This window comes from uncultured Flavobacterium sp. (genome assembly GCF_963975515.1).
Taxonomy (GTDB): Bacteria; Bacteroidota; Bacteroidia; order Flavobacteriales; family Flavobacteriaceae; genus Flavobacterium.
Window position 1 is genome coordinate 27,472 of the sequence record NZ_CAXBGY010000007.1, and the last position, 17,760, is coordinate 45,231.

The following is a 17,760-nucleotide window of genomic DNA, read 5'->3' on the forward strand; positions in this document are numbered from 1 at the left end:
AATCTTATGAAAAATCATTTAAAATCAATTGTACTTTTAGTTTTAACTTCTGTTGTTATTTTTTCTTGTTCATCTGATAGTGATTCAAGCAAATCAGCAAATCAATTTACTATAGAAGGGCAATCCTATACTTTAATTCCAGATAATGCTTTGCTTGAGCTTAAAATGGATAATCATATTATGGATCAAGGTCAAACCTATGATAGGTCTTCAATTACTTTAAGTGGACTTAATGGAACTACTATTGGTACAGCGTCTTTTGATTTATTTTACAAAGATGGATTACCCGTTGAAGGAACTTACACTATTACGGGTTCATTAAGTGATAATGATCCTGATTTTTTTGACCAATTGTTAGTTGATAATAAACTTTGTTTGGGTTGGACATCAAGTTGTGCTGTTTCAGAAGCAGGTGCACCTACTTTTTTGGTAAATGCAAATAATCCAACTGGTACTGTAACTGTAATTAATAATGGTAACAGTAATTATACAATTCAATTCAACGGAAATTATAGAAAGTATGATGGTAATTTTGAAGTAATTGGAACATCTCCTGTGGTTATAAATGTGACAACAGATGTTACTATTCAGGTTTTTTAATTTTTTCTTGAGCATGTTTAGTAAGTAATAATGAGTAAATCTATTTTCAAATTTTGTCCCAATTGCAAATCAGAAGACTTTTCTTTTGAAAATGACTTCAAGTTTCATTGTAATTCCTGTGATTTTGTGTTGTATCATAACATTGCAGCTGCTGTAGCTGTAATTATTAAACATGAGGACAAAATACTCTTCACAGTAAGAAACGTTGAACCAGACAAAGGAAAATGGGATTTACCTGGTGGATTTATCGATCCAAATGAAAATGCAGAAGAAGCTGCTTGTCGCGAATTAAAAGAAGAATTAGGAATTGATTTATTGCCGAAAGATTTAAAATACATTACAACTTCACCAAATAACTATTTATACAAAAATGTTCCTTATCGAACTATGGATATTTTTTATGAATATGAAGTCAATTCCAATCAAATAAACATTGCTGCCGAAGATGAAATTAACGAATTGATTTGGGTTACAAAAGAAAAAATCCAATTAGATAAAATTGGATTTGTTTCTATTCGTAAAGTTATTAAAGATAATTATGAATTGTAAATTATGAGTTATGAATTAGAAGAAGAAACTCATAATTTACAATTCATAATTCATCATTAACTCGTTGCCATTCGTTTCAAAATTGCCCATTGTTTCAATGCAGTTCTAGCTTCAACAGCAGGATAACCTAGCATTGTTACTTTAGCAGCAACATCACCTGTTACACCAGAACCAGCACCAATAATAGCACCATCACCAACAGTAATATGATCTTTTAGTGAAGCACTTCCACCAACGATTACACCATTTCCTAAAGTCACAGAACCAGCTAAACCGCTATTTCCAGCCATAATACAGAATTTACCCATTTTTGAGTTGTGTCCAATTTGCACTAAATTATCAATTTTACAACCATCACCAATTATTGTTGAACTAAATTTTCCTCTATCAACACAAGAGTTTGCACCAATTTCTACGTAATTTCCGATTACAACATTTCCAATTTGTGGTATTTTTGCTAAACCTCTTTCCGGACAAGGTCTAAAACCAAAACCGTCAGCACCAATTGTAGCGTTTGGATGAAAAATACAATGACTTCCAATTATAGAGCGTTCTCTAATCACTGTTCCAGACCAAATTGTAGTATTATTTCCAATAGTACAGTCATCTAAAATTGTCACGTTTGGATATAAAATTACATTTTCTCCAATTACAGTATTTGGACCAACATAGCAATTTGCACCTATTTTTGTTCCTTTTCCAATTGTAGCCGAAGCATCAATTGTAGCAGTTGGATGAATTTCTTGATGAAATATAGGTGGAGCAGGAGCAAAGAGTTCCAAAACCTGAGACATAGCTAAATCAGCATTCTTGACTTTAATAAACGCTTTATTTTCACCAGGTTCAATAGAAATATCTTCATTTACAACAGCAACAGAAGCATTAGATGTTTCCCAAAGTTTTTCATATTTCTTATGACCTATAAAAGTGATTTCGTTTTCTTTGGCAGCTTCAATTTGTTCAGGAGCTGTAAGAGTTAGGTTTAAATTCCCAACGATTGTTCCTTTAAGTACTTCGTTAATTTCTGCTAAGGAGATATTTTTCATTAAAATTTGAATTGGTTAGTTAGTTTTTCAAAAGTAATGAAATAAAATAATTTCTGCTAATTTGTAGAATATGTGTTTTTAAAGTTATCAGAAATATTATTTTTTAATATTTCACGAAACTGGATTTTGCTTCGCAATATTCAGTAAAGCTCCGCTTTGAAAATAGTATATAAAAGAAAAATCGCTCAAGTGAACTTGGCGATTTTTCTTTTATATACTATTTATTCGTGACCTCGACTGGAGTACCAAGCCACAATTTATCAAAAATCAAAAACCAACAAAAACCCCTTATTTTATCAAAAAAACCAATAAAATCAATACTTTGAAAGCTTTGTTGTTTTGGATAGGTTTTAATTAGTTTGCATGATATTGTAATAATGTCGGGAAAATGTTGGGAAGATGTTGGGAATTTCGTATATTTGATAAACTAAAAATCACTACTATGGCACGTGTAAAAGTACTCTTAAAATCCGACAATAACCCAGCACCAATTTACATAAGATTAACTGATGGAAGACAAGTTGATGTCATGGCAAAAACCAAATACATAATCAATCCTAAAGAATGGAGTAGTGCAAAAGAGCAGCCAAAAAATTTAAAGGATGTAGATTTTTCAAATCTAAGCAACGAGCTTTTTGAATTGAAATCTAATTTAGTAAAACACTATAACAAGACTAAAAATAATTTAGTTATAAATACTCAATGGTTAAAAGATTTTTTAGATCCTTCAATTGAAGTAATTGAAGAAAGTAAAATACCAACAACATTAATTCACTACATAGATTATTATTTAGAATTTCGTAAACACGAGTTGCAACCATCTACAGTAAGAAAAATTAAAGTAGTATATCATAAGCTTGAAAGATTTGAATTACACAGAAAAAAAATAATTCAGATAAATGAAATTAACAGCAATTTCAAAAACGAATTTCTTAATTATTTTAAGTCAGTTGGATATGCACAAAACACTTTACAAAGAGATTGGGTACAAGTAAAAACATTTTGCAGACACGCTAGACATTTAGGCATAGCAATACACCATCAATTAGACGATTTACAGATAGATAAAGAAAAAGTAACTAAAATCTACCTAACAAATGAAGAGCTAGCAGAAATAGAAAAAGCAAACGTAAAAGCACATAACAAACATTATGAAGATGCAAAAGATTGGTTAATTATTAGTTGTTACACAGGACAAAGAATTTCAGATTTTATGAAATTTACAAAAGACCAAATAAGAATAGAAAACGGTAAAAGCTTAATTGAATTTACACAGGTTAAAACAGGTAAAATTATGACTGTTCCTTTGCATCCAAAAGTTTTAGAAATTCTAAAAAAACGAAATGGTAATTTTCCAGAAGTTATTTCAGATTCTAAGTACAATTTATATATTAAAGAAGTTTGTAGAATAGCGAAGCTTAAAGAAAAAATAAAAGGGAGTTTAAAAGTTGAAACTGCTGAAGGAAGTAAAATATATAGGAAAGTAACAGATAATTATGAAAAATGGAAATTAGTATCTTCTCACATTGGTAGACGTTCGTTTGCAACAAACTTTTACGGCAAAATTCCAACAACCTATTTAATTTATGTAACTGGGCACAGTACTGAAAAAATGTTTCTAAATTACATTGGTAAAAGCAACAAAGATTTAGCAATGGAAATTGGAAATTATTTTTAACTTAGGCGTTCATTATTTTTTATAATATGGATAGATATTCTGGCACAAGAGAGAACTTTATTAGGTTAGGTGTAGATTATGACAATTTAACTTTTGATGAAGTTATAGAGCAAATAAATAGCATAGAAGAAGCGTTTTACGATAGAGAAAACAATTTTATATATGTTGATGTTCTTGACTACTTAGAAGACGAAACTTATTTCAATCACTTACAAGAGTTAGGTATTCCAAACTTAGGGGAGTTAATGGATAAATTAAGTGTTATAAAAGATGAAAATGTTAGAAGCACTTTATATGTAAAAGGTGTTGTAAAAATATTAGAAGCTCATTACAATGCTAAAGATAAAATATTAGATAAACTTATTTTCAACAATGAAAGTAATAAAACTAATGTAAATAGTGAAAATATTGAAATTAGATCTATTAATAATTCTAACGAAGAAAATCCAGAGCCATTAGTTTTTAAAAGTTTCAATGCATTTTTAGTATTCGAAAAATACTTTGAAAGATTTCCTGTATCACCTCAAAATTTAACTAATTATAGTTTTTTGTTTCACAAAATGAAGCTCGATAAATTAATTCACGAAGAAGCAAAGCAAATAGCTTATTTCAATTTTTTAAGTAAGTATGATATTTCTATTGAAAGAATTAAACCTATGACACAAATAGGAAACAAAAATATTAAAGAACAAATCTACAATAACTGTAAAGAATAAAACAGTTACACGAATCGTGTCAAAAAGTGCATGAAATCGGTTTACTCATAGCACGAACCTCCGACGAATTTTGTCTTGTTAATCTTAAAAATAACAAGATGGAAAATTCAATTTTACTTCAAAGCCTTACAGTTGAACAACTTCAACAATTAGTAAGCACATCCGTTAGAACCGGAATTCAAGAACTTCAAAAAGAACTTCAGTCAAAAGACAATTCAGAAGAATTAATGACTAGAGAAGAAACATGTCTATTTCTTAAAATAGATAGTAGCACACTATGGGCTTGGACGAACAAGGGAAAAGTCAAAGCTTACGGAATAGGGGCAAGACGCTACTACAAACGTTCAGAATTACTACAATGTTTAACCCTATTAAAAAAATAAGCCATGAATAATTACGAAGAAAGAGTAGAAAACATTTTAAAAAGGTTAGACGAACAAATGACTTTAGTAGTAGCTAAATTAAAGCTGAATGAAAAAACAGATCCCGAAGATGTATTTTTCGACAACCAAGAATTCATGAGCTTAATGAATATTAGTAAAAGAACAGCACAGGAGTGGAGAAACAAAAAAATTATTAAAGCTAGTCAAATAGGGAATAAAATCTACTATAAACTAAAGGATGTAAAAAAATTAATAGACGAAAACTATAATATTAAGTAATAATGGAACAGGTAGCAAATAACAAACTGATGGTTAGTGTTTATAAAGAGTTCAAATACAACTTAGGAGAAAAAAGTCTTTTAGATGTATTACAAGAAATCAAATCCGATAAATACCAAAGCGAAATAAATTCAATCCGATATGCATTACATAAAGGAGAGGATAAAACAGCAGATGAAATAAAAAGTAACTTAATTGGCTTTACAACTTCGGGAACGTTTGGAGAAAGCAGAACCAAAGCAAATATAGTAACCTATTCACAAATACTATGTTTAGATTTTGATTATATACCACTTACAGAAATTAATAGTCTTGTTTCACTAATAAATGGCTGTAGATACACATTTGCATCATTTATTAGTCCAAGTGGCGAAGGTTTAAAAGTATTCATTAAAGTCAATTCAAATGCAGAACAACATACAACAGTTTACAATCAAATTGCAAATTTTTATAAAGAGTTATCAGGTTATGATTTTGATGCAAAATGCAAAGACATTACCAGACTTTGTTTTGTTTCTTGTGATACAGAATTATATCTAAATAATGATGCAATAACTTTCGAATTAAAAGAAGAAGTAAAGCCAATAAAAACAGAGTATCAAAAAGAAGTACAACATACACTCACAACAGATGAATTATTAGATAAATGCTTAAAATTTACAGAGCAAAAAGAACAATACTATAACGGTAATAGAAACAACTTTATTTTCCTATTCTCTTGCAATGCTAATAAGTTTGGGATTTATGAAGATGATACACTGAACTATTGTTTAAATAATTTTGATTTAGAAGAAAGAGAAATAAAAGCAACAGTAAATAGTACATATAAAAACCAATCGACCGACTTTGCAAGGTATTCAAACTTTGCAAACCTGCAAAGTGCAACATCTTTAAATACAGAAGCCAAAGAAAAGAGTTTTGAAGAGTATGAAGATTGTCTAAAAACAACACCAACTATTCCGCAATCGGTTTACGATAATTTGCCACCAATACTAAATGAAAGTTGTCAAGTATTTAAACAAGAAAGAGAAAGAGATACTTTTCTAACAGGAGCATTAGCAATTCTCTCAGGTTGTTTGCCTAATGTATCGGGAGTTTATAGTGGTAGTGTAATTTATCCAAGTTTATTTTCTTTCATTTTAGCTCCAGCAGCTTCAGGAAAAGGAGCTTTAAAATTTGCCAAAGCTTTAGCCGATAAATACCACGATAAAACATTAGCTAATTCAATGGAAGATAAAAAAAGATTTGATGAAAACTTAGCAGCTTACAAAATGCTTAAAGCAAAAGGAAAGTTAGAAGAGAATCAAGAAATGCCAATAGCTCCAAAGTTTAAAGTAGTTTATATTCCGGCAAACACAAGTAATGCAAAAATAATTCAACATTTAGATTGTAATGAGGGTAAAGGTATTATTTGCGAAACCGAAGCAGATACTTTAGGACAAACCTTTAAAAACGATTGGGGCTCTTATTCAGATATGTTAAGAAAATCATTCCATCACGAGAAAATTTCAGTGAGTAGAAAAACAGATGGTGAATTTGTGGAAGTAGACAATCCTCAATTGTCAGTAGCTTTATCAGGAACACCAAAACAAGTATTTAATATCATTTCATCAGCAGAAGATGGTTTGTTTAGTAGATTTATTTTTTATGTTTTTAAAACAGATGCAGTTTGGCTAGACCCATCACCAAAAGGAAATCCTATAAACTTAACAGACTATTTCACAACCCAATCAAAACAAGTTTTAAAAATGGTAGAATATTATGAAACAGATGAAATGATTTTACATTTAACAGACGAACAATGGGAAAAATTCAACCCTATTTTCAGTTCATTCTTAGAACAAATAAATACGTTTGTTAGTGAAGATGCTTTGAGTATAGTTAAGCGTTTAGGTTTAGTTTTATATCGTTTATGTATGTTGTTTACAGCAATTAGAAAGTATGTTTCAAATGATTACCACACAGAAGTATATTGTTCAGATGTTGATTTTGAAACAGCTTTAACACTAACTAGAACTTATCTACAACACAGTGTAATAATGTTTACTAATTTACCAAAACAAGGAGAACAGGGAGTATTCAAATCAGGTTCAAACAAGAAACAGTTTTTAGAGGCTTTACCAAGTAAATTTCAAAGAAAAGAAGCAGTAGAAATAGCTAAAAGATTTAATATTGGAGAACGTTCAGTAGGTAGTTTTTTAAAATCTTGTTTGGGTAAATATTTATCACAGGCTGAATATGGAATATATTGCAAAATGTAAAATGTATTAGTTATAAATTCAAAACTTGTTTTTATATTTACAAATTATAGTAAATTGCGTATTCTTAATAATTGCAATTACTGATACCAATACTAAAACATTAGATGAATTTCACTGCATATCACGCTAAATATTTTGCTTACGAATTAACAAGACAAAGAGCTTCAAACGATTTAGGCAAGTTGACATCATCTTTACAAGATGCACAAGTCGACTTAAATCCACATCAAGTAGAGGCTGCTTTATTTGCTTTTCAATCTCCATTATCACATGGTGCCATATTAGCTGATGAAGTTGGTTTAGGTAAAACTATCGAAGCAGGAATAATATTATCACAGCAATGGGCAGAACGTAAAAGGAAATTACTAATTATCGCCCCTTCAAATTTGCGTAAACAATGGAATCAAGAACTTGCGGATAAGTTTTTTTTACCTTCAATTATTTTAGAAACTAAGTCTTTTAATGAATATGTGAAAGGTGGAAATTTAAACCCCTTTAATCAAAATGATAATATTGTTATTTGTTCTTACCATTTCGCTAAAAATAAAGCGGTTTATGTTGAGCAAACAAATTGGGATTTAGTAATTATAGACGAAGCTCATAGATTAAGAAATGTATATAAAGCTTCAAATAAAATTGGTAATGTAATAAAAGCATCATTAGAAAAAAGAAAGAAAGTATTATTAACTGCAACACCATTACAAAATTCAATATTAGAATTATATGGTTTAGTAAGTATAATTGATGATTTTATTTTCGGGGATTTAAAAAGTTTTAAAAGCCAATATAGTAGGCAATTAGATGAAGGTAATTATGATGAATTAAAAAGTAGATTACTTCCAATCTGTCATAGAACTTTGAGAAGACAAGTTTTGGAATACATTAATTATACAGAACGAAGAGCAGTTTGTGAAGAGTTTATACCTACAGACCAAGAACATCAATTATACGAATGGGTTTCAGAATATTTACAGCGACCTAAGCTTTATGCTTTACCAAATAGCCAACGTCAGTTAATGACTTTAATTTTAAGAAAGTTATTAGCTTCATCATCTTATGCAATATTTGGAACATTAGATGCATTAGTTAAAAAGTTAGAAAAAATAGTGGTTTCAAATGATGTAGACCTTTTTACGGAATTAGAAGATGATTTTGAAACTTTAGACGAAATTAGTGATGAATGGGTTGAAGAAGAAGCAGAAGAAGTTGTTAAAATTGAATACACAGATGAGGATATTGAGGCTATTAATGATGAGATTCAAGATTTAAAACAATATAGAGATTTAGCAAATAGAATTAGAAAAAATTCTAAAGCAGAAAGATTAATAACCGCTTTAGATAAAGCTTTTCAAGAAATTGAAAAAATTGGAGCAAATAAAAAAGCATTAATATTTACAGAAAGTAGAAGAACACAGGAGTTTATTTATAATCTTTTAGAAGCTCGTGGTTACAAAGACAAAATAGTACAATTTAATGGTTCAAATACCGATGTAAAATCAAAAGAAATTTATAAAGCTTGGTTAGAAGAGCATAAAGGTACTGATAAAGTCACTGGTTCACCAACTGCTGATAAAAGAGCAGCATTAGTAGATTATTTTAAAGAAGAAGCTACATTAATGATTGCTACAGAAGCAGCAGCTGAGGGTATAAATTTACAATTCTGTTCATTAATAGTTAACTTCGATTTACCTTGGAATCCTCAACGAATAGAACAACGAATAGGTCGTTGTCATCGTTATGGTCAAAAACATGATGTAGTAGTGGTTAATTTTCTTAATGTAAAAAATGCAGCAGACCAAAGAGTTTATGAATTACTAGACCAAAAATTCAGATTATTTGATGGTGTTTTCGGTTCTAGTGATGAGGTTTTAGGTTCAATTGGTAATGGTGTTGATTTTGAAAAAAGAATTGCTCAAATATATAATGATTGTAGAACAATTGAAGAAATAAAGACAGCATTTGATAATTTACAAGCAGAATTAAAGCCAGAAATTTCAGAAAAAATACAAGCTGTTAGAACAACTTTGTTAGAGCATTTTGATGAAGAAGTAAAAGAAAAATTAAAAAGTAATTTATTAGAAACAAAACAATACTTAAACACTTTTGAGGATAAACTTTGGAAAACAACTCAATATTTTTTAAATGATTATGCTGAATTTTCAGAAGACTATTCATTTAAATTATTAAAAAATCCATTTCCTACTGATAATATACACAGTGGTCCATATATGATTTTAAGACCAAAAGAAGGTCAAAAAAAATCAGACATCCACATTCCAGATGATACTAATATTTTTAGAATAGGACATAAATTAGCACAACGTATATTAACTGCTTGCAAAACTAATAACACACCAAATAAGGAAGTAATTTTTAATTACACAGAGACACCTACCAAAGTAACAACATTAGAAAAATATATAGGACAATCAGGTTGGCTGCAATTACAACATTTAGAAATTAATTCTTTTGAGCTTGAAGATTATATATTAATGGCATGTTATACTGAGAATGGTGAAACGATTGAAAGTGAAATAGCACAAAGATTATTTTCTTTAAATGCCTTCGAAAAGAACAGTATAGAAGTAGATAATGAAGTAGCAAACAACTTCAAAGAACTTATATATAGAGAAAGACAATCAATTATTTCAGAAAACGCTAACAGAAATAGAGATTTCTTCGATGTAGAAATGGATAAACTAGATCAATGGGCAGATGACATGAAGATAAGTCTAGAAAAGGAAATTAGAGATTTAGATGCAGAAATTAGATTAAGAAAGTCCGAAGCAAAAAAAATGCTTAATTTAGAAGCTAAAGTCAAATCACAAAGGCAGATAAAAGAATTAGAAAAGAAAAGAAGCGAGAAAAGACAAACATTGTTTTCGGCTCAAGATAATATAGATGATAAAAAGGAGAATTTACTTTCTGATATTGAAAGAAGATTAAACCAAAAAATCAATCAAAAAGAATTATTCACCATTAAATGGAAAATGATATAAATTATGGAAAAAGATACTATTTTTAAATTAAATAAGTCATTTGAAGAATATGCGTATGAACAAGATGGTGTAGAATATTGGTTGGCTAGAGAATTACAAGAACTTTTAGGTTATATGGATTGGCGTAATTTTTTGAATGCGATTAACAAAGCAAAAGAAAGTTGCTTAACCACTGGTGAAGCTATTTCAGATCATTTCGTTGATGTCAACAAAACGATACCAATGCCAAAAGGCGCTACAAAAGAAGTTCCTGATTTTATGCTAACAAGATACGCTTGTTATCTCATTGCGCAAAATGGCGATACCAAGAAAGAACAAATTGCTTTTGCTCAAAGTTATTTTGCTATTCAAACCCGTAAACAAGAGCTGTTAGAAGAACGGATTCAGTTAATGGAACGTTTGGTAGCAAGAGAAAAATTAGCGGCTACAGAAACCGAATTATCAAAAAATATTTTTGAAAGAGGTGTTGATAATAGAGGTTTTGCCAACATACGTAGCAAAGGCGATTGGGCAATGTTTGGTGGATACAACACTAGTGCTATGAAACGCAAATTAGGCATTAAAGAAAACAGACCTTTAGCAGATTTCCTACCAACAATTACAATAACTGCTAAACAATTAGCAACCGAAATTACTAATTTTAACGTAAAGAAAAATAACCTTAAAGGCGAAGGAAATATTACAAACGAACACGTAAAGAATAATAAAGACGTAAGAGGTTTATTAGGTAAAAGTGGTATTAAACCAGAACAACTTCCTGCCGAAGAAGATATTAAAAAATTAGAAAGACGAGTGAAATCTTTAGACAAAGAAATTGCCAAGAAGAAATTAAAAGGCAATACTGATAACGAATAATACAAAACTACTATGTCAAAAAATAAACTCCAAAAACTAGAACTAACATGGATTGGTAAAGGTGATGAACCTAAACTAGAACCACGAATTCTTATAGAAAACCCAGAATACAGTTACGGCGACTCAAATACCGAAAACATGCTTATTCATGGTGATAATTTATTGGCATTAAAAGCGTTGGAACAAGATTATTCGGGTATAATTAAGTGTATTTATATTGACCCACCTTTTAATACGGGCGCTGCATTTGATAATTATGATGATGGTGTTGAACATTCTTTATGGATGGATTTAATGTATAGAAGAATAACTATTTTATATAACCTTCTTTCAAAAGATGGTTCTATATTTATTCATTTAGATGATAATGAACTTGACTATTGTAAAATTATATTAGACGATGTATTTGGTAGAAGTAATTTTATAAATAGAATTACGATTGATGCTAGGTCACCATCTGCATTTAGCACTGTAAATCCAGGTGTATTTAAATCTTCAGAATACATTTTATGGTTTGCAAAAGATAAACTAAGTTGGGAAAGTCGAAGTATGCGTGTACCTTCAAATAGAGATGCGGCTTATAGTAAGTTTATCGAAAATAAAGACAAGAATACAGATGAATGGGTAATTACATCATTAAAAAAATCATTTCTTGAAAACTTAAATAGTGAAAAGATAGAAATTCTTAAAGATTTTATTAAGAGTTTTTACAATACTTGTGCTGATGATAATTCAATAGATATATTAAACTACTTAAAAGTAAATTTTCCATTTGATCAATTAGTTGATTTAAAAAAATTAACTAATTATTTGAAAACAAAAATAAAGACAGAAAATAATATAGAAGATTTTTTCGATAAAGTTTATCCATATCTTCTTGAAAAAACAAGTTATAATTATAAAGACATAGATATTGATAAATATGTTTTCGAGAATTCAGGAAGTGTATATAGAGATACCGAAATAAGCGACACTGGTGCTGGCAAAGAAACAGTTGAGCTTAAATATGTGTCAATTGAAAATCCAGAAAAAATATTCAAACAGACAAGAACAAATGGTTTGGATGACATCTATATTTTGAATGGGAAACAATTGTCATTTTACTCAAAAAACGTCCATGAAGTTGATGGTGTTTTAACTTCAACAAAATTATTGACTAATATTTGGGAAGATATTTCATGGGAAGGAATTGCTAATGAAGGTGGTGTTACTTTCAAGAAAGGAAAAAAACCAGAAAAATTAATTCAACGATGTTTTGAATTAACAACAAATGAAAATGATTATATTTTAGATAGTTTTCTGGGTTCAGGTACAACTGCTGCAGTAGCTCATAAAATGAATAGAAAATATATTGGTATAGAATTAGGAGAACAAGCTTATACGCATTGTTATAAAAGATTAAAATCTGTAGTTAGTGGTCAAGATAAAACAGGTATTTCAAAAAATGTAAAATGGCAAGGTGGGAATGGTTTCAAATTCTATCAAATTGCACCAAGTTTATTAAAACAAGATAAATTTGGTAATTGGGTTATTAGCGAAGAATACAATCCAGATATGTTAGCAGCTGCAATGGCAAAACAGGAAGGTTTTGATTATTTGCCACATGAAGATAAATTTTGGAAGCAAGGTAATTCATCTGAAAATGATTTTATTTTCACTACAACTCAATTCCTAACAGTTGAAACTTTAGACAGTATTCAAGATGATATGAAAGAAGGTGAAAGTGTATTAATCTGCTGCAAAGCATTCCAAAAAGAATGTAAAAACAAATATCCAAATATAACACTCAAAAAGATACCACAAATGCTTTTAGATAGATGCGAATTCGGTAAAGATGATTATAGTTTCAATATAATAAATATGCCATTAGAAGTCAATGGTGATGATAGTACAAATAATGTAGAAGAAATCAGTGTACAAGCCATAAGAGATATAAATAAGTCCAATGATAATTAAGAATGAATAAAAAAGCATTACAAAAACTAGAATTAACTTGGATAGGCAAAGGTGAAGAACCCAAGCTAGAACCACGTATCCTTATCGAAAACCCAGATTATAGCTATGGTGACACAAATGCTGAAAACATACTTATACACGGGGATAATCTTTTAGCATTAAAAGCTTTGGAACAAGACTTCGAAGGAATAATAAAGTGCATATACATTGACCCACCATACAATACTGGTGGTGCATTTGAACATTATGATGATAATTTAGAACATTCTATTTGGCTTAATCTAATGTATCAAAGAATAGGTATACTTCATAAATTATTAAGTAAAGATGGAGTTTTCTGTATACACTTAGATGATCAAGAAGTTTTTTACGCTAAAATTATTTGCGATGAATTATTTGGAAGAGATAAGTTTGTTACATCAATTGCTGTAAAATCTTCTACACCATCTGGTTTGAAAACAGCACACAGAAATAAGACAATAATCAAACAAAAGGATTTAATTCTTGTATATAAAAAATCAGAAAGTTTAGTTGTTAATCCTCAGTATGCTAAGAGAGATAAATGGGATAGTCATTATTCTAAATATTTTGACCTTGAAACAAAAACTATACATGATTTAATTGATGTGTTACTTGAAAAAAATATTATTTCAGAAAAGGTATCTATAAAAAAACTCGACTTTGAAAATAAAAAATTTAAGAGCTTTTATATAAAACATTGTAAGAACATATTTCAAACTCAGCCTACAATGCCTGATGAATACAAAGAACTTTCTAAAAGAAATCCAAACAAAATAATAGAATATGTTGACAACGATGGTAAAGTAAATTATGCTCAAAACGGAAGAAGATTTGTTTTCTTAGATAATTCACTTAACGTATTGGATAATGGTGAAACAGATTTAGGAACATTGTTGTGTGATTTTTGGTCAGACATTGATTTTCAAAATACGCAAAACGAAGGGCATAATTCTTTTCCTGCTGGAAAAAAACCAGAAAAATTACTTAACAGAATTTTAAAACTGTTTACAAATGAAGGTGATTATGTATTAGATAGTTTTCTTGGCTCAGGTTCTACAGCAGCAGCAGCATTAAAACTGAAAAGGAAGTTTATAGGAATAGAATTAGGAGAACATGCGATATCACATTGCTATCCAAGATTAAAAAATATTGTAGATGGTATTGATAATAGCGGTATATCTGAAGATACTAACTGGCAAGGTGGTAGTGGTTTTAAATTTTACACTTTAGCACCAAGTTTATTAAAACAAGATAAATTTGGTAATTGGGTTATTAGCGAAGAATACAATCCAGATATGTTAGCAGCTGCAATGGCTAAACAAGAAGGGTTTAATTACTTACCACATGAAGATAAATTTTGGAAACAAGGGAATTCATCAGAAAATGATTTTATTTTTACAACTACGCAATTCTTAACAGTTGAAACTATCGATAGTATTCAAGATGATATGAAAGATGGTGAAAGTGTTTTAATATGTTGTAAAGCGTTTCAAAAAGAATGTAAAAACAAATATTCCAATATTACACTTAAAAAAATTCCGCAAATGCTTTTAGATAGATGTGAATTTGGTAAAGATGATTATAGCTTTAATATAGTAAACTTACCAATTGAACAAGAAGAAATGGAAACTGAGGAAGAAATTGAAGCTTCAACAGAAAGCGTACAAGAATTAAGGGATAAAAACGAAGCAGATAATCAAGTAAAACTATTTTAATTGCACATGAACAATACAGCCAATAACATCAAATTACGTCTTTCATTACGTGAACCTCTACAAGAAGCATTAGATATAGTTGCACAATTATCAGATGAATTAACGTTAGATAAAGTACCCAATAATGAGGAAGAAGCCTTAGCTTTCTTAAAAAGTGAACTAGATAAAGTTAAACATAGTTTTACAACTTGTTCTAATTTTCAAAGAGATTTTCCTTCAATTGCATTTTCCATTGCTACAGGTGTTGGTAAAACACGTTTAATGGGTGCTTGTATTGCTTATTTGTATCTACAAAAAGGTATTAAAAACTTTTTTATATTAGCCCCTAACTTAACAATATATGATAAATTAATTGAAGATTTTGGTAATCCTGCGTATCATAAATATGTATTCAATGGTATTTCAGAGTTTGTGCATAATAGACCAGTAATTATTACAGGAGACAACTACAATCAACAAGGAAATCTTTTTAAAGAAGGTGAAATAAGAATAAATATTTTTAATATTGCTAAGTTCAATTCAGATAATAAAGGTCAAAAAAAAGGAGGTATTTCTTTAGCTCCTAAAATAAAAAGGTTGTCAGAATATTTAGGTGAATCCTATTGGGATTATTTATCCGGTATTCAAGATTTAGTTATATTAATGGATGAGGCACATCGTTATCACGCAGATGCTTCTAAAAAAGCCATTAATGAATTAAAACCTATATTGGGTTTAGAACTAACCGCAACTCCATTTGACGAAAAAGGACAGCAGTTTAAAAATGTAGTATATGAATATTCTTTAGCTCAAGCATTAGCAGAGGGTAAATATGTTAAAAACCCTGCCATAGCAACACGAAAAAATTTCAAGCGTGGTGATTTATCAGAAAAGGAAGTAGAATTAATCAAATTAGAGGATGCTATTAGTGTTCATCAAGATACTAAAGTAGAATTAGAAGTTTATGCTAAAACAAATGATGTTAAATTAGTTAAACCTTTTATTTTAGTGGTTTGTAGAGATATTAACCATGCTAGGGAAATTTATGATTTAATTAATTCTAATGACTTTTATAATGGAGAATATTTAGGTAAAGTATTGCAAATTGATAGCTCAACTAAAAAAGAAGAAGAAATTGAAAAACTATTCCTTTCTCTAGAGAATTCAGACAATGAAATTGAAATTGTAATCCACGTAAACATGCTAAAAGAAGGTTGGGATGTTACTAATCTTTATACAATTGTTCCGCTACGTGCAGCTAATGCAGCTGTTTTAATTGAGCAAACTATTGGTCGTGGATTGCGTTTGCCTTATGATGGTAAAAGGACAGGTGTAGATAAAATTGATAAGTTAACTGTCATTGCACATGATAATTTTGAAGCAGTTTTAGCAGCTGCAAAAGACCCAAATTCAGTATTAAATAAAATGAGTTTTGTTGAAATACCTGAAGAAAATTTAGCGACTAAAACAGTTGTAGTAACTTCAATACCAGTTATAGACCAAAATCTAATAAAGGAGCAAGAAGTTGTAGATAAAATTGATAATAAAGAAAACAAACAAAAAGCACAAAATACTCTTGATGCAAAAAAAGCCATAATAAATGCCTTACCTGATTTCAATACATTGCCAGAAGTAAGAAGAATAGAAGACTTAAATAAACCAGAAGTAAAAAGAAAAGTTATTCGTCAAATTGAAAAGAAACTAAATGAAGGGCAAGGAAATCTTTTTGCAGGTGATATTGTAAAAGAAGCAGAAGAGTCTTATGAAAAAATAGTAGCTTCATACAAAGAAAACAGTATAGAAATTCCTAGAATGGATTTAGTGTTAGGAGAAGTAACTGCAACATTCAATCATTTTGATTTAAATTTAACAGACTTTAATTACCAGGCATTAGATCAAGAGATTATCCGTATGGGATTAAAAGATACTGTTATTGAAACACTAAAAGCAAAATCAAGTGGTTCTTATGGAAGCCCTGTAAAAATGATTATAGCTGAGTTAATTGACTTTCCCGAAATTGATTATGATGATAATGCAGAACTTTTACATCATTTAGCTAATCAAGCTTATATATGTATTTTAGACAATAGTGATGATAAAGAGAAAATACAACAAACAATATTTCAATTTAAATCTGCTATAGCTGAAAAAATATACCAACAAATGAAGGCTAATTTTACGCTTTCAAAACAAGAATATGTAGAGCCAAGAGTATATCCATTTACCCGAATTGAACCATGGAATTTTTCCGCTTTAGTTAATGCAGGGTATAAAGATTATCGCGATGTTGTTGTTCCTACAGCAATGGTACCAAAGTTTGTGTTTAGAGGTTTTGAAAAAGCATGTCATTTCGAATATAAATTTGATAGTAAAACAGAACAAGATTTAGCTTTTGTATTAGAAAATGATATAAAAGTGTTAAAATGGTTACGTCCTGCAACGAATCAATTCCGTATATATTGGGATAATAATTCTAGAAGATATGAGCCTGATTTTATTATAGAAACAGATGATGTTATTTATATGGTTGAACCAAAATCATCCGCAAATATTAATGATGAGGACGTATTAGCTAAAAAAGAAGCAGCAATTAAATACTGTAAATATGCAACAGAATTCACTGCTAAAAACAATGGTAAACCTTGGAGATATTTATTAGTTCCACATACAGATATTTCAAGAACAATCAATTTAGATTATTTAATAAGCAAGTTTAGTTAATA

13 protein-coding genes are annotated in these 17,760 nt (G+C 29.5%); 12 read left to right on the forward strand and 1 reads right to left on the reverse strand.

Features of this window, described 5'->3' with window-relative positions:
- Positions 1–6: 6 nt before the first annotated feature.
- Both AAC008_RS09120 and AAC008_RS09125 read left to right on the forward strand, forming a co-directional pair.
- Complete coding sequence (locus tag AAC008_RS09120; RefSeq protein WP_339888916.1) at positions 7–600, forward strand: hypothetical protein; 594 nt, start codon at positions 7–9, stop codon at positions 598–600.
- 30 nt (positions 601–630) lie between these two features.
- Positions 631–1,149 (forward strand): NUDIX domain-containing protein, encoded by a 519-nt coding sequence (locus AAC008_RS09125; protein ID WP_339888918.1) that lies wholly within the window; start codon positions 631–633, stop codon positions 1,147–1,149.
- Positions 1,150–1,205: 56 nt separating this feature from the next.
- Here AAC008_RS09125 and lpxD read toward each other — a convergent pair whose 3' ends face one another.
- A complete protein-coding gene (gene lpxD, locus AAC008_RS09130) occupies positions 1,206–2,195 on the reverse strand; it encodes a UDP-3-O-(3-hydroxymyristoyl)glucosamine N-acyltransferase (protein ID WP_339888920.1) in 990 nt (329 codons plus the stop codon).
- Positions 2,196–2,637: 442 nt separating this feature from the next.
- Here lpxD and AAC008_RS09135 point away from each other — a divergent pair, with 442 nt between their 5' ends.
- The 10 genes from AAC008_RS09135 to AAC008_RS09180 all read left to right on the forward strand — a co-directional run bounded on the left by AAC008_RS09135 (position 2,638) and on the right by AAC008_RS09180 (position 17,758).
- Positions 2,638–3,873, forward strand: a complete 1,236-nt coding sequence (locus tag AAC008_RS09135; protein WP_339888922.1) for a phage integrase SAM-like domain-containing protein — start codon at positions 2,638–2,640, stop codon at positions 3,871–3,873.
- Between the two features lie 26 nt (positions 3,874–3,899).
- Complete coding sequence (locus tag AAC008_RS09140; protein WP_339888924.1) at positions 3,900–4,589, forward strand: hypothetical protein; 690 nt, start codon at positions 3,900–3,902, stop codon at positions 4,587–4,589.
- A gap of 98 nt (positions 4,590–4,687) precedes the next feature.
- Complete coding sequence (locus tag AAC008_RS09145; RefSeq protein WP_339888926.1) at positions 4,688–4,972, forward strand: helix-turn-helix domain-containing protein; 285 nt, start codon at positions 4,688–4,690, stop codon at positions 4,970–4,972.
- Positions 4,973–4,975: 3 nt separating this feature from the next.
- Positions 4,976–5,251: a helix-turn-helix domain-containing protein gene (locus AAC008_RS09150; protein ID WP_339888928.1), complete on the forward strand. Its 276-nt coding sequence runs from the start codon at positions 4,976–4,978 to the stop codon at positions 5,249–5,251.
- 2 nt (positions 5,252–5,253) lie between these two features.
- Positions 5,254–7,512 carry a DUF3987 domain-containing protein gene (locus AAC008_RS09155; protein WP_339888930.1) on the forward strand — a complete coding sequence of 753 codons (2,259 nt, stop codon included), beginning with the start codon at positions 5,254–5,256 and terminating at the stop codon, positions 7,510–7,512.
- A 104-nt stretch (positions 7,513–7,616) separates the two neighbouring features.
- Positions 7,617–10,511 carry an SNF2-related protein gene (locus AAC008_RS09160; protein WP_339888931.1) on the forward strand — a complete coding sequence of 965 codons (2,895 nt, stop codon included), beginning with the start codon at positions 7,617–7,619 and terminating at the stop codon, positions 10,509–10,511.
- Between the two features lie 3 nt (positions 10,512–10,514).
- Complete coding sequence (gene dinD / locus AAC008_RS09165; protein ID WP_339888933.1) at positions 10,515–11,366, forward strand: DNA damage-inducible protein D; 852 nt, start codon at positions 10,515–10,517, stop codon at positions 11,364–11,366.
- A 12-nt stretch (positions 11,367–11,378) separates the two neighbouring features.
- Positions 11,379–13,322, forward strand: a complete 1,944-nt coding sequence (locus AAC008_RS09170; protein WP_339888935.1) for a site-specific DNA-methyltransferase — start codon at positions 11,379–11,381, stop codon at positions 13,320–13,322.
- A gap of 2 nt (positions 13,323–13,324) precedes the next feature.
- Complete coding sequence (locus AAC008_RS09175) at positions 13,325–15,058, forward strand: site-specific DNA-methyltransferase (protein WP_339888937.1); 1,734 nt, start codon at positions 13,325–13,327, stop codon at positions 15,056–15,058.
- A 6-nt stretch (positions 15,059–15,064) separates the two neighbouring features.
- Positions 15,065–17,758: a DEAD/DEAH box helicase family protein gene (locus AAC008_RS09180; RefSeq protein WP_339888938.1), complete on the forward strand. Its 2,694-nt coding sequence runs from the start codon at positions 15,065–15,067 to the stop codon at positions 17,756–17,758.
- Positions 17,759–17,760: the final 2 nt, after the last annotated feature.

What these genes read in the sequence shown, in the direction of transcription:
- AAC008_RS09120 (WP_339888916.1), top strand. Translation starts at nt 7, where the DNA reads ATGAAAAATCATTTAAAATCAATTGTACTTTTAGTTTTAACTTCTGTT.
- AAC008_RS09125 (WP_339888918.1), top strand. Translation starts at nt 631, where the DNA reads ATGAGTAAATCTATTTTCAAATTTTGTCCCAATTGCAAATCAGAAGAC.
- AAC008_RS09160 (WP_339888931.1), top strand. Translation starts at nt 7,617, where the DNA reads ATGAATTTCACTGCATATCACGCTAAATATTTTGCTTACGAATTAACA.
- AAC008_RS09175 (WP_339888937.1), top strand. Translation starts at nt 13,325, where the DNA reads ATGAATAAAAAAGCATTACAAAAACTAGAATTAACTTGGATAGGCAAA.
- AAC008_RS09180 (WP_339888938.1), top strand. Translation starts at nt 15,065, where the DNA reads ATGAACAATACAGCCAATAACATCAAATTACGTCTTTCATTACGTGAA.
- AAC008_RS09150 (WP_339888928.1), top strand. Translation starts at nt 4,976, where the DNA reads ATGAATAATTACGAAGAAAGAGTAGAAAACATTTTAAAAAGGTTAGAC.
- AAC008_RS09145 (WP_339888926.1), top strand. Translation starts at nt 4,688, where the DNA reads ATGGAAAATTCAATTTTACTTCAAAGCCTTACAGTTGAACAACTTCAA.
- AAC008_RS09170 (WP_339888935.1), top strand. Translation starts at nt 11,379, where the DNA reads ATGTCAAAAAATAAACTCCAAAAACTAGAACTAACATGGATTGGTAAA.
- AAC008_RS09155 (WP_339888930.1), top strand. Translation starts at nt 5,254, where the DNA reads ATGGAACAGGTAGCAAATAACAAACTGATGGTTAGTGTTTATAAAGAG.
- AAC008_RS09140 (WP_339888924.1), top strand. Translation starts at nt 3,900, where the DNA reads ATGGATAGATATTCTGGCACAAGAGAGAACTTTATTAGGTTAGGTGTA.
- dinD (WP_339888933.1), top strand. Translation starts at nt 10,515, where the DNA reads ATGGAAAAAGATACTATTTTTAAATTAAATAAGTCATTTGAAGAATAT.
- lpxD (WP_339888920.1), bottom strand. Translation starts at nt 2,195, where the DNA reads ATGAAAAATATCTCCTTAGCAGAAATTAACGAAGTACTTAAAGGAACA.
- AAC008_RS09135 (WP_339888922.1), top strand. Translation starts at nt 2,638, where the DNA reads ATGGCACGTGTAAAAGTACTCTTAAAATCCGACAATAACCCAGCACCA.